At 69.3% G+C, this 13,139-nt stretch carries 11 protein-coding genes and 1 riboswitch; of the genes, 10 read left to right on the forward strand and 1 reads right to left on the reverse strand.

What is annotated here, in order from left to right; translation table 11 throughout:
• Nucleotides 1-120: 120 nt before the first annotated feature.
• The 10 genes from J0J10_RS08975 (at nt 121) to thiE (ending at nt 11,332) form a co-directional block, all read left to right on the forward strand.
• The gene (locus J0J10_RS08975; protein WP_291646161.1) at nt 121-1,092 is read left to right on the forward strand and encodes an ABC transporter permease; all 972 of its coding nucleotides are present in this window, start codon (nt 121-123) and stop codon (nt 1,090-1,092) included.
• Nucleotides 1,092-1,970: an ABC transporter permease gene (locus J0J10_RS08980; protein ID WP_291646162.1), complete on the forward strand. Its 879-nt coding sequence runs from the start codon at nt 1,092-1,094 to the stop codon at nt 1,968-1,970. Before J0J10_RS08975 ends, J0J10_RS08980 begins: the two co-directional genes overlap by 1 nt.
• Nucleotides 1,971-2,154: 184 nt before the next feature.
• On the forward strand, nt 2,155-3,864 hold the full coding sequence (locus tag J0J10_RS08985; RefSeq protein ID WP_291646163.1) for a dipeptide ABC transporter ATP-binding protein: 1,710 nt from the start codon (nt 2,155-2,157) through the stop codon (nt 3,862-3,864).
• 13 nt (nt 3,865-3,877) lie between these two features.
• Nucleotides 3,878-4,771 (forward strand): polysaccharide deacetylase family protein, encoded by an 894-nt coding sequence (locus tag J0J10_RS08990; protein ID WP_291646164.1) that lies wholly within the window; start codon nt 3,878-3,880, stop codon nt 4,769-4,771.
• 133 nt (nt 4,772-4,904) lie between these two features.
• Nucleotides 4,905-6,953 carry an OmpA family protein gene (locus J0J10_RS08995; protein WP_291646165.1) on the forward strand — a complete coding sequence of 683 codons (2,049 nt, stop codon included), beginning with the start codon at nt 4,905-4,907 and terminating at the stop codon, nt 6,951-6,953.
• A gap of 135 nt (nt 6,954-7,088) precedes the next feature.
• The gene (locus tag J0J10_RS09000) at nt 7,089-7,382 is read left to right on the forward strand and encodes a hypothetical protein (protein ID WP_291646166.1); all 294 of its coding nucleotides are present in this window, start codon (nt 7,089-7,091) and stop codon (nt 7,380-7,382) included.
• Nucleotides 7,383-7,457: 75 nt separating this feature from the next.
• Nucleotides 7,458-7,658, forward strand: coding sequence for a hypothetical protein (locus J0J10_RS09005; RefSeq protein WP_291646167.1), 201 nt, complete (start codon nt 7,458-7,460; stop codon nt 7,656-7,658).
• 106 nt (nt 7,659-7,764) lie between these two features.
• Nucleotides 7,765-7,869: riboswitch (TPP riboswitch) on the forward strand.
• A gap of 81 nt (nt 7,870-7,950) precedes the next feature.
• On the forward strand, nt 7,951-9,828 hold the full coding sequence (gene thiC, locus J0J10_RS09010; protein ID WP_291646168.1) for a phosphomethylpyrimidine synthase ThiC: 1,878 nt from the start codon (nt 7,951-7,953) through the stop codon (nt 9,826-9,828).
• Entirely contained in the window at nt 9,825-10,574 is a 750-nt protein-coding gene (locus J0J10_RS09015; protein ID WP_291646169.1) for a hydroxyethylthiazole kinase, read from the forward strand. The genes thiC and J0J10_RS09015 overlap by 4 nt, the downstream gene beginning before the upstream one ends.
• 89 nt (nt 10,575-10,663) lie before the next feature.
• Nucleotides 10,664-11,332: a thiamine phosphate synthase gene (gene thiE / locus J0J10_RS09020; protein ID WP_291646170.1), complete on the forward strand. Its 669-nt coding sequence runs from the start codon at nt 10,664-10,666 to the stop codon at nt 11,330-11,332.
• 18 nt (nt 11,333-11,350) lie between these two features.
• On the opposite strand, the gene J0J10_RS09025 is transcribed toward thiE, so the two are convergent.
• The gene (locus J0J10_RS09025; RefSeq protein WP_291646171.1) at nt 11,351-13,060 is read right to left on the reverse strand and encodes a hypothetical protein; all 1,710 of its coding nucleotides are present in this window, start codon (nt 13,058-13,060) and stop codon (nt 11,351-11,353) included.
• Nucleotides 13,061-13,139: the final 79 nt, after the last annotated feature.

The raw sequence follows: 13,139 nt of genomic DNA on the forward strand, positions 1-13,139 counted from the left end.
AAGCGATCGCAGATCGCGTCTCGAAGGATGCTCCGGTGCACCCTGGACCGTCCTTCGGGACGCCGCTTTGCGGCTCCGCAGGACAAGGTCCGAGGGCATTTTCCGAAGAACGCCGCGCCGATGCTGACGCACGTCCTCGAGCGGATCCTGCAGGCGCTCGCCGTCATGCTCGTCATGTCGGCGCTGGTCTTCATCGGCGTCTATGCGATCGGCAATCCGATCGACGTGCTGATCGGCCCCGATGTCAGCCAGGATATCCGCCTCGAGACGATCGCCCGCTACGGGCTCGATAAGCCGCTCTGGGAACAGTATTTCACCTTTCTCGGCCGCGTGCTGCACGGCGATTTCGGCCGCTCCTTCGTCTTCGGCATGCCGGTGCTGGAGCTGATCCTGTCGCGCCTGCCGGCGACGCTGGAGCTGACGATCGCCGCCGTGGTCGGCGCGGCACTGATCGGCGTCCCGGCCGGCATCTATGCCGGCTACCGGCCGGACAGCGCGCTCGCCAAGACGATCATGGCGATCTCGATCCTCGGCTTCTCGGTGCCGACCTTCTGGATCGGCCTCGTGCTGATCATGACCTTCGCCGTCGAATTGCAGATCCTGCCGGCCGGCGGACGCGGCGACACCGCCGCGCTGCTCGGTGTCGAATGGAGCTTCCTGACCGCGAACGGGCTCAGCCACATGCTGCTGCCGGCCGCCAATCTCGCCTTCTTCAAGCTCGCCTTGATGACGCGCCTCGCGCGCGCCGGCACCCGGGAGGTCATGCTGAGCGACACGGTGAAGTTCGCCCGCGCCGCCGGCCTGTCGGAATGGACCGTGCTGCGCCGGCATGTGCTGCGGCTGATCTCGATCCCGCTCGTCACGGTGTTCGGGCTCGAATTCGCCTCGACGCTCGCCTTCGCCGTGGTCACCGAGACGATCTTCTCCTGGCCGGGCATCGGCAAGCTGATCATCGACTCCATCCAGTCGCTCGACCGGCCGGTGATGGTCGCCTATCTGATGCTGGTCGCCTTCGTCTTCATCATGATCAACTTCCTGGTCGACCTGGCCTATTTCGCGCTCGATCCGCGGCTGCGGAAGGGGCGCGGCTGATGCGCAAGGATTCGCCCGCCAGACGCTTCTGGGCCGAGTTCCGCGAGAGCAGGATCGCGGTCGCGGCGCTCGCCCTCGTCGTGGCGCTGGTCGGCGTCGCCCTGCTCGCGCCGCTGATCGCGCCGCAGGACCCCTACGACCTCGCCAAGCTCGCATTGATGGATGCCCGCCGGCCGCCCGGCTTTGTCGGTTCCGGCGGTTATGTCCACTGGCTCGGCACCGATGCGCAGGGGCGCGACCTGTTCTCCGCCATCCTCTACGGCCTGCGCATCTCGCTGCAGATGGGCCTGGTCGCCGGCGCCATCGCCTTCGTCGTCGGCGTCGGGCTCGGCATCAGCGCGGCCTATCTCGGGGGACGGCGCGAAGCCTTCATCATGCGGGTGATCGACCTGCAGCTCGCCTTCCCGGCGATCCTGCTCGCGCTGGTGATCTCGGCCCTGCTCGGCCAGGGCAAGGCGCAATTGATCGCCGCGCTCGCCGCCGCGCAATACGCCTATTTCGCCCGCACCGCCCATGGCGCGGCCTCGGCCGAGCGCGGCAAGGACTATGTCGAGGCGGCACTCTCGACGCCGCTGCCGGCGCGGCAGGTGGTCTGGCGCCATATCCTGCCGAACTGCCTGCCGCCGCTGATCGTGGTCGCGACCGTGCAGGTCGCCAACGCGATCGCACTCGAGGCGACACTGTCCTTCCTCGGCGTCGGCCTGCCGGTGACCGAGCCCTCGCTCGGCGCGCTGATCGCCAATGGCTTCCAGTACATGCTGTCGGGCCGCTACTGGATCTCGATCTATCCCGGCCTCGCCCTGATCCTGCTGATCGTCGCGATCAATCTCGTCGGCGACCAGATCCGCGACCAGGTCAATCCGAGGCTGAAGCGATGAGGGTGCTCTCGCCGGGACTGGCCGCCACCGTGCCCCCTCTCCCCTTGCGGGAGAGGGCTGGGGTGAGGGGTCGCGCGACGCCGGCAGGTTGGCGCCAAGAGCGAAGGACGACATTCAGCAATGTCGCGCGACCCCTCATCCGCCTGCCGGCACCTTCTCCCGCAGGGGGAGAAGGGAGCAAACCATGACCGACGCAGCTCTCCTAGAGGTCACCGACCTCAGCACGCATTTCTTCACCCGCGCCGGGGTGGTGAAGGCGGTCGACGGCGTCTCCTTCTCGCTGCGGCGCGGCGAGGTGATGGGGCTCGTCGGTGAATCCGGCTCGGGCAAGAGCGTCACCGGCTTCTCGATCATCGGCCTGATCGACCCGCCCGGCCGCGTCGCCGGCGGCTCGGTGAAGCTCGAAGGGCGCGAGCTCACCGGCCTGCTGCAGGACGAGCTCCGGGCGCTGCGCGGCAAGACCGTCTCGATGGTCTTCCAGGACCCGCTGATGACGCTGAACCCGGTCCTGACCATCGGCGAGCAGATCCGGCTGGCGCTGGAGGCGCATCGGAAGATCACGGCAACCGAGGCGCGCCGGCGCGCGATCGAGGGTCTCGCACAGGTGCGCATCCCCGATCCGGAGGCGACGGTCGATTTCTACCCGCACCAGCTCTCGGGCGGCATGCGCCAGCGCGTCGCCATCGCGATCGCGCTGCTGCACGGGCCAAAACTGATCATCTGCGACGAGCCGACCACCGCTCTCGACGTCTCGATCCAGGCCGAGATCCTGGCCGAGATGAAGGAGCTCGTCGCCGAGCTCGGCACCGCGCTGATCTGGATCAGCCACGACCTCGCCACCGTCGCCTCGATCGCCCAGCATGTCGCGGTGATGCGGCTCGGCAAGATCGTCGAGGAAGGCCCGATGCTCGACGTACTGACGCGGCCGCAGCATCCCTATACCCGCGCCCTGCTCGATGCCCTGCCCTCGCGGACTGAGCCGGGCACATACCTGCTGCGCGGCGAAGTACCCGACGCCGCGCCGCCGCCACGCCTGACGGCGGCGAAGGCGGAGCCGGCCGGTGACGAAGCAGCGCCCTATTTCGTGCTCGACGACGTCAGCAAGCGCTTCGAGACCCGCACCGGTAGCCTGCGGGCGCTGGCTGAGAAGTTGGGGCTGGCAAAGCCGGCGGTCTCGGTGCTGGCGGTCGATTCCGTCAGCCTGACCGTGCCGCGCGGCGAGGCGCTCGGCCTGGTCGGCGAATCCGGCTCCGGCAAGTCGACGCTGGGGCGGATGGCGGCGGGCATCTACGCGCCGAGCGCCGGCACGGTGCGCCTCTCCGGCCAGCCGGTGATGAGCACCGGCGAGACGCCGCGCAAGCTGACCACCCGCGTCCAGACGATCTTCCAGGACCCGTTCGCCTCGCTCGACCCGCGCATGCGCATCGGCGACAGCATCAGCGAGGGCCCGCGCGCCCATGGTCTGGTCGACAGGGCGCAGACCGACGCATATGTCCGCGACTGGCTCGGCGCCGTCGGGCTCGATCCTGCCGTCGCCGGCCGCTATCCGCACCAGTTCTCCGGCGGCCAGCGCCAGCGCGTCGCGATCGCCCGTGCGCTCGCCATGCAGCCGGACCTCGTGATCTGCGACGAGCCGGTCGCCTCGCTCGACGTCTCGATCCAGGCCCAGATCCTCAACCTCTTGATGCGGCTGCGCAGCGAGCTCGGCCTGACGCTGATCTTCATCTCCCATGACCTCTCAGTGGTGCGCCATCTCTGCGAGCGGGTGGCGGTGATGTATCGCGGCCGGATCGTCGAGGAAGGCCCGGCGGCAGAGGTCTATGACCGGCCGCGACACGACTACACCAAGCGCCTGCTCGCCGCCGTGCCGGTGCTGCCGGCAGCGGCCTCGTGACTGGAGCATGACGATGGACGATCTCGAACCCTGGCAGTGGCCCGAAGAGACCTGGCGCGGCAAGGTCGAGCGCGTGCGCGCCGGCCGTAATCTGAAACCTAAGAGCTGGCCGGGCGGGGCGCGCTGCGCGGTCGCGCTCTCCTTCGACGTCGACCATGAGACCAATGAGTTGCGCGACGGCGGCAAATCGGTCGGACGGCTGTCCTGGGGGCAATACGGCAACCGCGCCGGCATGCCGCGCATCCTGTCCATGCTGGCGAGGGAAGAGATCAAGGCGAGCTTCTTCGTGCCGGCCGTCACCGCCCTGCTCTATCCCGACGAGCAGCGCCGGGTCGTCGCGGAAGGCCATGAGATCGGCCTGCATGGCTGGATCCACGAGGTCAACACGGCAGTGCCGCCCGACAAGGAGCGCGAGCTGCATCTGCGTTCGGCCGATACGCTGGAGAGGATCACCGGCGTCAGGCCGGTCGGCATGCGCACCCCGTCCTGGGATTTTTCCGAGGTGACGCTCGCGGTCGAGCGCGAGCTCGGCCTGCTCTACGATTCCTCGCTCTTCGCCGATGACGACCCCTATGAGCTGATCGAGAACGGCGAGCCGACCGGGATGGTCGAGCTGCCGGTCGAGTGGATCCGCGACGACGCGGTCTATTTCAACATGAACCGCTTCCAGGCGCTGCGGCCCTATACGCCGCCGGAAGCCGTGTTCGACATCTTCCGCCGCGAATTCGACGGCGCCTACCAGGATGGCGGGCTGTTCCTGCTGACGATGCACCCGCATGTCATCACCTATCGCTCGCGCTTCTGGATCCTCGAGGAGCTGGTGCGGCACGCCAAGGGCAAGGGCGATGTCTGGTTCGCGACCCATGCCGAGATCGCGGCCTATGTGAAGGCGCAGGCGGGCCTCTGAAACCCGCAAAAACGGGCGTAGCCTGACCTTTGGGCAGCGGAACCGTGCCCGATTTCAGCCGTTTTCGGTTCATCCGGAATTCAGGGCACGGCAGCGCTGATGTCCGGAAGAACAACTGGAAACGGACGTCACCATGCGCCTCAAGAACCTGCTCCTGCTCGGCACCCTGATCCCCGCCATCGCTCTATCGCAGGGCAGTTTCGCCGCGCCATCGCTCCAGCTCGCCCAGGCCCAGCCGGGCGATGACGACCGTCCCGATCCGCGGCGCCAGCGGCCGAGCGGGCAGGAACGTCCTCCACAAGGCGGGCAGGAACGCCCCGGTGCCCGCCCGGCGCCGGGTCAGCCGCCGGCGGCCGGTCCCGCCCAGCCCGAGCGCCCGGCCGGGGTGAACCCGAACGTGCCGCGCCCGCCTTCCGCCCCGCAGGCGGTGCCTCCGGCCGGCCGGGCCATGCCGAGCGAACCCGAGCAGCCGCGTCGCCCCGTGCCGCCTGCCGGCGCAGCCCCAGGCCAGATCGCACCGTCCGCCCCACAGGGGGCTCCGCGTACTCCCTCGGCCGTACCCGGCGCGCCGCAACGTCCGGCTCCCGGCCAGATCGCGCCGCAGCCTTCGCCGGGGCGGCCAGGCGCACCGGCTGCCCAGCCCGGCAGCCCGGTTGCACCATCGGGCGAGGGCGGCCAGCGCCGGCCCGCTCCGGCGCAGACCGCGCCAGGCCAGCCCCCCGTGGCACCGGCAGCACCCAATCGCCCCGCACCGGGTCAGGTGGCTCCGGGCGGCGGCCAGCCGACCGCCGTGCCGCCGGCCGGACGGGCGCCCGCGGCCCCGCCGCAACCGGGCGCGGCTCCGTCACAGCAAGCGCCGGGCTTGAACCGCCAGCCCGGCTCCGGACAGGCGGCTCCCGCACCGGGCACGCTGCCACGGGCCATCCAATCGCAACCCGGCACGGCGCCTGCCCCGACGGCGCCGGCCCAGCCGCCCTCCGGGCTCAACCGCCAGCCTGCGCCCATACCGGCGCCCGTTGCCCCCGCGCAGCCCGGAACCGGCCAGGGCGCAGCCGGCGGCACCGCCCAGCCCAGCCCGGCTCAGCCCGCGCCCGCTCCGAACGCCGGCCGCGCGCCAGGCGCCCCGCCGCAGCCGGGAGCCGCGCCTTCGCAAGCTGCACCTGCCCCCGGCCAGCTGCCGCCGCCCGAGCGTCAGGGCCGGCGCGGCGGCATCGGCCTCGGCGGGGCGGCCGCGATCGGGCTCGGCGCGGCCGCGATCGGCGGCATCATGGCGACGCAGGGTGCCGACCGGATCGACGATGTCCGCAGCCGGCGGCAGGAGACGCGCGAGGGTGACGTCACCATCATCCGCGAACCCGGCCGGACGCTCATCCGCGGCGATGACGATCGCGTCATCATCCGGCGAGACGAGAACCAGCGCTTCCGCGATCTCGGCCTCGACACCCGCAGCGAGCGCCGTGGCGAAGAGACGGTCACGGTCTATGAGCGCCGGGACGGCACGCAGATCGTGACGGTGACGGATGGCGACGGCCGGCTGCTGCGGCGCTCGCGGCGCGAGCGTGACGGCACCGAGATCATCATCATCGACAATATGCGCCGCGACGGGCCGCGCCCGCGCTTCGCCGAGGAGATCGTCGAATTGCCGCCGCCGCCGCTGCGCATCCCGCGCGAGCGCTATGTCGTCGATGCCGGCCACGCCGATGAACGGCTGATCTACGAAACGATCACCGCCCCGCCGGTCGCCCCAGTGCCGCGCCGCTACACACTAGACGAGGTACGCTACTCGCCGGATCTGCGCGCCCATATGCGCAGCGTCGACGTCGACACGATCAACTTCGATTCCGGTTCCTGGACGGTCGGCACCGATCAGGCCCAGCGCCTGCGGGTGCTGGCGCAGGCGGTGATGCAGGCGGTCGAGCGCATGCCGAACGAGGTCTTCCTGGTCGAGGGCCATACCGACGCCGTCGGCTCCGATATCGACAACCTCTCGCTCTCGGACCGCAGGGCCCAGTCGGTCGCCGAGATCCTGACGCGCGATTTCGGCGTGCCGGCCGAGAACCTGACGACCCAGGGCTATGGCGAGCAATATCTCAAGGTCCAGACGCAAGGCGACTCGCGCGAGAACCGGCGCGTGACGCTGCGCCGGATCACGCCGCTGCTCACCGGCCAGAACGCGCGGTGAGGGCACGGCCCGGGCGCTTCCCTCGCGGACGCCCGGGCCTTCGCCTGAAATTGGTATGGAACCTTCGCCGCCGCTGCGCGTTCGATCGTCGGGCCGGATTCCGCAGACGACCGGCCAAGCGCGCAGGAGGGCTCCATGCGCAGATCATTCTGGTTCCTGACGGGTCTCGTGCTCATCGGGCTGATCGCCGCCGAAGCGGCAGCCGGACAAGAACAATCCAGCCCCCGGACGCCGACGGCACAGCGCGAGCGTGCGCCCGGCGTGCCGATGGCGCCTAATGCCGAGGAAGTCCAGCAGCGCGAGCCCGCGCCGGAACGCGCCGAGGTCCAGCGGGAGCGCGAGCAGATGTCACGCGACCGCCAAGGCGCGCCTGCGCCAAACCGCAATCTGCCGATGCCCCGGGGCGTGCCGTCAATCATCGCACCCTGATCGCTCGCGAGCGCCGCCGAGGATTCAGATTTGCGTAAGGGCTCGCCGCCTATGGTCGCGGCGAGGAGTTTTCCCATGAGCGAAATGTCGGCCGCGATCGCCCAGAGTCTGGTCAGCATGCGCTCGGCCGCGACGCAGCAGACCATGCAGCTCGAAATGCTCAAGCAGAACGCAAAGGCCGATCAGGCTGTGGTCGCGATGCTGCAGCAGGCGGCCGAGCAGCAGCAGGCCACGCTGCCGACCGGGCAGGGCGGCAATCTCGACGTCACCGTCTGAGCCGAGCCGATCGCAAGCGGCAGCACCGGTCTTCGCCCATGCCGCCATCACATGGCCGCCGGCCCAAGGCCGGCTTGCTTCCTCTCTCGAGCGCCTCTAACCTCCGTCTCGTTCCGAGGGGTGCTCGCAAGAGCTGAGATGGCGTCCGACGCCGAACCCGTCGAACCTGATCCGGGTCATACCGGCGGAGGGACTGGAACGCGGCCTACGCCCTATTTCCGTAGCCGCTTAACAGCGACTGGACCGTCCAGACACCCGGATCTCCTGAACCTTGGACCAAGGGGGAGATCCCATGAACGCCCACACCAAGCCCCAGAAGAATTCAGTCAAGGCCGCGCCGCAAAGCGTGACGACCGGGCCGATCATCGGCTCGCGCAAGATCTATGTCGCGGCGCCCGAGCATCCCGAAATGCGCGTGCCCTTCCGCGAGGTGGTGCTGACCACCGATGCCGAGCCGCCGGTGCGCATCTACGATCCGTCCGGCCCCTATACCGAGAGCGATGTGCAGATCGACCTCAATGCCGGCCTGACGCAGCCGCGCCGCGCCTGGCTCGATGCGCACGGCTTTGCGACCGTGCCCGGCCGCGCCGTCACCGCCGCCGACAACGGCAACATCTCGGAGGAGCATCTGGTCCCGGCCTGCCCGGCGCAGCGCCCGATCCTCGAGGCCAAGCCCGGCCAGATGGCGACCCAGTACGAATTCGCCAAGGCCGGCATCATCACCCCCGAGATGATCTATGTCGCCCATCGCGAGAATCTCGGCCGCGCCGCCATGCTGGAAGGCGCGAAGGAGCGCCATGCCGATGGCGAGAGCTTCGGCGCCTCGGTGCCCGAATTCGTCACGCCGGAATTCGTCCGCGAGGAGATCGCCCGCGGGCGCGCCATCATCCCGGCCAATATCAACCATCCGGAACTGGAGCCGATGGCGATCGGCCGCAACTTCCTGGTCAAGATCAACGCCAATATCGGCAATTCGGCCGTGACCTCCGGCGCGGCCGAGGAGGTCGAGAAGCTGGTCTGGGCGATCCGCTGGGGCGCCGACACGGTGATGGACCTCTCCACCGGCCGCAACATCCACAACATCCGCTCCTGGATACTCAGAAACTCGCCGGTTCCGATCGGCACGGTGCCGATCTACCAGGCGCTGGAGAAGGTCGGCGGCGATCCGATCAAGCTCGACTGGGAGGTGTTCAAGGACACGCTGATCGAGCAGGCCGAGCAGGGCGTCGACTATTTCACCATCCATGCCGGCGTGCGCCTGCCTTATGTTCCGCTGACCGCCAGCCGCGTGACCGGCATCGTCTCGCGCGGCGGCTCGATCATGGCGCGCTGGTGCCTGGCGCATCACAAGGAGAGCTTCCTTTACGAGCGCTTCGACGAGATTTGCGAGATCATGCGCAAATACGACGTCTCGTTCTCGCTCGGCGACGGCCTGCGTCCGGGCTCGATCGCCGACGCCAATGACCGCGCCCAGTTCGCCGAGCTGGAGACGCTGGGCGAGCTCACCAAGGTCGCCTGGGACAAGGGCTGCCAGGTGATGATCGAGGGCCCCGGCCATGTGCCGATGCACAAGATCAAGGAGAACATGGACAAGCAGCTGCGCGAATGCGGCGAAGCCCCGTTCTACACTTTGGGACCGCTGACCACCGACATCGCGCCCGGCTATGACCACATCACCTCCGGCATCGGCGCGGCGATGATCGGCTGGTTCGGCTGCGCCATGCTCTGCTATGTCACGCCGAAGGAGCATCTCGGCCTGCCCGATCGCGACGACGTCAAGACCGGCGTGATCACCTACCGGATCGCCGCCCATGCCGCCGACCTCGCCAAAGGTCACCCCGCGGCGAAGCTGCGCGACGATGCCCTGTCGCGTGCCCGCTTCGACTTCCGCTGGGAGGACCAGTTCAACCTGGCGCTCGACCCGGACACGGCGCGGTCTTTCCATGACGAGACGCTGCCGAAGGACGCCCACAAGGTCGCGCATTTCTGCTCGATGTGCGGGCCGAAGTTCTGCTCGATGAAGATCACCCAGGACCTGCGTGCCGAGGTGCTGGCGATGGGCGAGAACGAGCGGGCTGCGCTCGAGGCGATGGCGAGCGAGGGCATGGCGGCGAAGTCGGAGGAGTTCCTGAAGAAGGGAGCTCAGCTCTATTTGCCGGCGGCCGAATGAGCGCGGTCATGGCGATGGACCGGCTCGACGCTGCGCGCGTCGCCTCGGTCCTCGCTCGCGTGGCGGAAAGCCGCCCGCGGGTGCAGTGCCTGACCAACACGGTGGCGCAGAACATCACGGCGAACATGCTGCTCGCCTTCGGCGCGATCCCGTCCATGGCGATCCATGTCGACGAGGTCGCGGCGATGGCCGAGGGCGCCGGCGCGATCCTGATCAATATCGGCACGATCAACGCCGAGAGCGAGCTCGCGATCCCGAAGCTGCTGGAGGTGGCGCGCGATCGCGGCAAGCCCCTGGTCTTCGACCCGGTCTTCGTCGAGCTCTCGCCGCTGCGCCTGCACGTCGCCCGCGAGGTGCTGCGCATGCCGAACCTCGTCGTGCGCGGCAACGCCACCGAGATGACGGCGCTCGCCTTCGATCTTGCCGCTGCCGAAGGGGTGACACGCGTCACCACCGGCAAGGTCGACCGGATCGAGAGCGGCGCGGCGCGTTTCTCGGTCGCCCATGGCCATAAGCTGATGACCAAGGTCACCGGCGTCGGCTGCGCGGCGGGGGCGCTGATCGCGGCCTGCTGCGCCGTCGAAGCGGACCCGGCCGTCGCCGCGGCGGCGGCCTTGACGGCCTATGGAATAGCCGGCGAAATCGCGGCGGAACGCGCGCGCGGACCCGGTAGCTTCGCGGTCGAGCTCGTCGACGCCCTCGCCGGTATCGACGAGGCGACGCTGGCGCAACATCTGGCGGGGTGATACCCGCCGCGGGCGCCGGACGCGCAGGGAGGCAAGCTTGTTTCCCAGCGCCGCACGGCGCCCGGCATCACCAGGACAGGAAGACCGCCATGACCGTCGACATCAGCCTCTACGGCATCGTCGACCCGCAGATCGCCCGCGGCCGCTCGCTGGCCGACATGGCGCGCGAGGCCGTCGAGGGCGGCGCGACGTTGATTCAGCTGCGCGCCAAGAACGAGACGACGCGCGAGATGGTGCGCGAGGCCCGCGCCATCCGCTCGGCCCTGCACGGCACGCTGGTGCCGCTGCTGATCAACGACCGGGTCGATGTCGCGCTCGCCGCGGGCGCCGACGGCGTCCATCTCGGCGCCGACGACATGAAGCTCAGCGACGCCCGCCGCCTGCTCGGCCCGCGCGCCATCATCGGGGCGACGCTGAACAAGGTCGAGGACCTGCCGGAACTGGCGACGGCGAAGATCGACTATGCCTGCGCCGGGGCCGTGTTCTCCACGCAGCACAAGGACGATGCCAAGGTGCCGCTCGGCATCGAGGGCTATTCTGCGCTACGGCGCGCTGCGGCGCAGGCACTCGGCGATCTCCCGGTCGGCGCCATCGCCGGGATCGATGCCGGCAATGCCGGCTCGGTCATCGCTGCCGGCGCCGATGGCGTCGCGGTGATCGGCGCGCTGTTCGCAGCCGAGGACATCACGGCGGCCGCCCGCGCCCTCCGGGCCGCGATTGACGCGGCGCTGACGCGGCGGCTGGCGGCGCCGGTCTGACCGGCAGGGGCTCGCCCCTCAGCCCCTCAGATACATGTCCCAGCAGGGCGAGAGCGCGATCCTGGCCCGCCCTTCCAACGCCCTCGCGAAGTGCGCGAGGATCATGCCGCGCGCCGTGGTCTGCGGGCATTTCGGTGCCATGATCGCATCGATCTCGCGCAGATCCTCCAGCGCCTGGGCCGCGACCTTCGGATTGCTGCGGAACGGATCGATGCCGATCGGGACATGGCGCGGCGGCCTGCGGTCCAGCCCGCGATTGAACAGATCGACGAAATCGAGCGTGAAGAAGCCGTTGAGCTGACGCCTGTTGGTGCTCTCCCAGGCGCGGATCGCCTCGACGCCCTGCTCGGCCTCAAGCAGCCAGGTCGCCTGATAGTCGATGGCGGAATAGAGGATGAAGGAGGGGAGCTGGCCCTTGGCAGCGAGGTCGGCATAGGCCGGCTGGTTCCGCGCGTAGTGCTCCAGCATCAGCGGCGCGCGCTCGGCGATCTCGCGCTTGACGCTGACCCGGCCGATCCGGCCGAGATCGTCGACGCGCAGCGCCTGATAGCTCGGTGCGCCGAGCATGGCGCGGGCGCCGCGCTCGATGAAGATCAGCGCCGAGGGCAGGGACGCGGCCAGGAGCAGCACCAGCACCAGCGGGCGAAGCCGGTCCGCCCGCCCCCGCCACTCCAGCAGGATCGCCAGCAGCAATGGCCAGAGCGCGATGAATTCGAGACTGCCGGTGTTCTGCGTCTCGAAGAAGACGAGCGCGAACAGGGTGACCGCGAGCCAGCCGGTGGTCGAGACTGCAAGCCTGCGCAGGAACGAGCCCAACGCCGCCGGCCGGTCGCGCCAGGCCGCCCAGACCAGCACGCCGAGCAGGACGAGCACCGAGCTGACGACGTTGAACTTGACCGAGGCCACGGTCAGGAAGCGCGGCAGCAGCGCCCCGGTGTTGAGCGAGAGCAGGATCAGGATGTCCTCGACATAGGCCCTGACCAGCCCGGTGCCGAGGTCGACCAGGGCGAGGATGGCGATGACGGCGGCGGCGGCGAGCGCCGCATCCCTGAAGCGCATCCGGCCGGTCAGCACGGCATAGCCGACCAGAATGGCGCCGCTGACGGCACCGGTGACCTTGACCAGGAACAGCGCCAGCATCAGCGCCGCGACCAGCACGGTCAGCAGCAGCGGGCCGCGCACGAAGAACAGCGCCGCCACCAGCAGATAGAGCAGCAGGCAGATATGGCGGTTGTAATGACCGAAGCCGTCGAGGCCCGGCAGCGGATAGAGTTCGTGCAGATTGATCGGCAGCGAGCCGAAGAGCAGGAAGGGCAGCAGCAGGGCGAGCGCCTGTCCGCGCGAGCGCTGCGCGACATGGAAGGCCACGATGGCGAGCAGCGGCAGGGCAACCGGCAGCACGCCCCAGTTGGCGAGCAGGATCGGGTGGGCCTTCGGAAAGGCGAGATCGAGACCTGCGACGAGATAATAGCCGAGCGGGCCGACCGGCGCGAAGAAGTCGATGCTCGGGATCTGGCCCTCATGGATGCGCTGGGCGGCGTCGAAATAGACGGCGGTGTCCCAGTAGTTGGAGCCGAGCGGCAGGCGCAGCGGCAGGAGCAGCCCGGCGAGGACGAAGGCGAGGAAGAGTGCGAGCCAGAAGAGAGGGCTGAGGGCGAGGCGGCGCAGGCTCCAGCCTTCGGTACCGCCGGCGCATCCTTGCTGCGCGTTCGCCGTTCCCATCACCATGCCACCCTCCTGGTCGCGCGGAGACTGGCAGAAAAACCTTACCGGGAGCCTGCGGGAACCGGCGAATGACGGCGAAAGC

The organism is Allobosea sp., from assembly GCF_017308075.1.
GTDB lineage: Bacteria > Pseudomonadota > Alphaproteobacteria > Rhizobiales > Beijerinckiaceae > Allobosea.

What these genes read in the sequence shown, in the direction of transcription:
- J0J10_RS08975 (WP_291646161.1), top strand. Translation starts at nt 121, where the DNA reads ATGCTGACGCACGTCCTCGAGCGGATCCTGCAGGCGCTCGCCGTCATG.
- J0J10_RS08980 (WP_291646162.1), top strand. Translation starts at nt 1,092, where the DNA reads ATGCGCAAGGATTCGCCCGCCAGACGCTTCTGGGCCGAGTTCCGCGAG.
- J0J10_RS08985 (WP_291646163.1), top strand. Translation starts at nt 2,155, where the DNA reads ATGACCGACGCAGCTCTCCTAGAGGTCACCGACCTCAGCACGCATTTC.
- J0J10_RS08990 (WP_291646164.1), top strand. Translation starts at nt 3,878, where the DNA reads ATGGACGATCTCGAACCCTGGCAGTGGCCCGAAGAGACCTGGCGCGGC.
- J0J10_RS08995 (WP_291646165.1), top strand. Translation starts at nt 4,905, where the DNA reads ATGCGCCTCAAGAACCTGCTCCTGCTCGGCACCCTGATCCCCGCCATC.
- J0J10_RS09000 (WP_291646166.1), top strand. Translation starts at nt 7,089, where the DNA reads ATGCGCAGATCATTCTGGTTCCTGACGGGTCTCGTGCTCATCGGGCTG.
- J0J10_RS09005 (WP_291646167.1), top strand. Translation starts at nt 7,458, where the DNA reads ATGAGCGAAATGTCGGCCGCGATCGCCCAGAGTCTGGTCAGCATGCGC.
- thiC (WP_291646168.1), top strand. Translation starts at nt 7,951, where the DNA reads ATGAACGCCCACACCAAGCCCCAGAAGAATTCAGTCAAGGCCGCGCCG.
- J0J10_RS09015 (WP_291646169.1), top strand. Translation starts at nt 9,825, where the DNA reads ATGAGCGCGGTCATGGCGATGGACCGGCTCGACGCTGCGCGCGTCGCC.
- thiE (WP_291646170.1), top strand. Translation starts at nt 10,664, where the DNA reads ATGACCGTCGACATCAGCCTCTACGGCATCGTCGACCCGCAGATCGCC.
- J0J10_RS09025 (WP_291646171.1), bottom strand. Translation starts at nt 13,060, where the DNA reads ATGGTGATGGGAACGGCGAACGCGCAGCAAGGATGCGCCGGCGGTACC.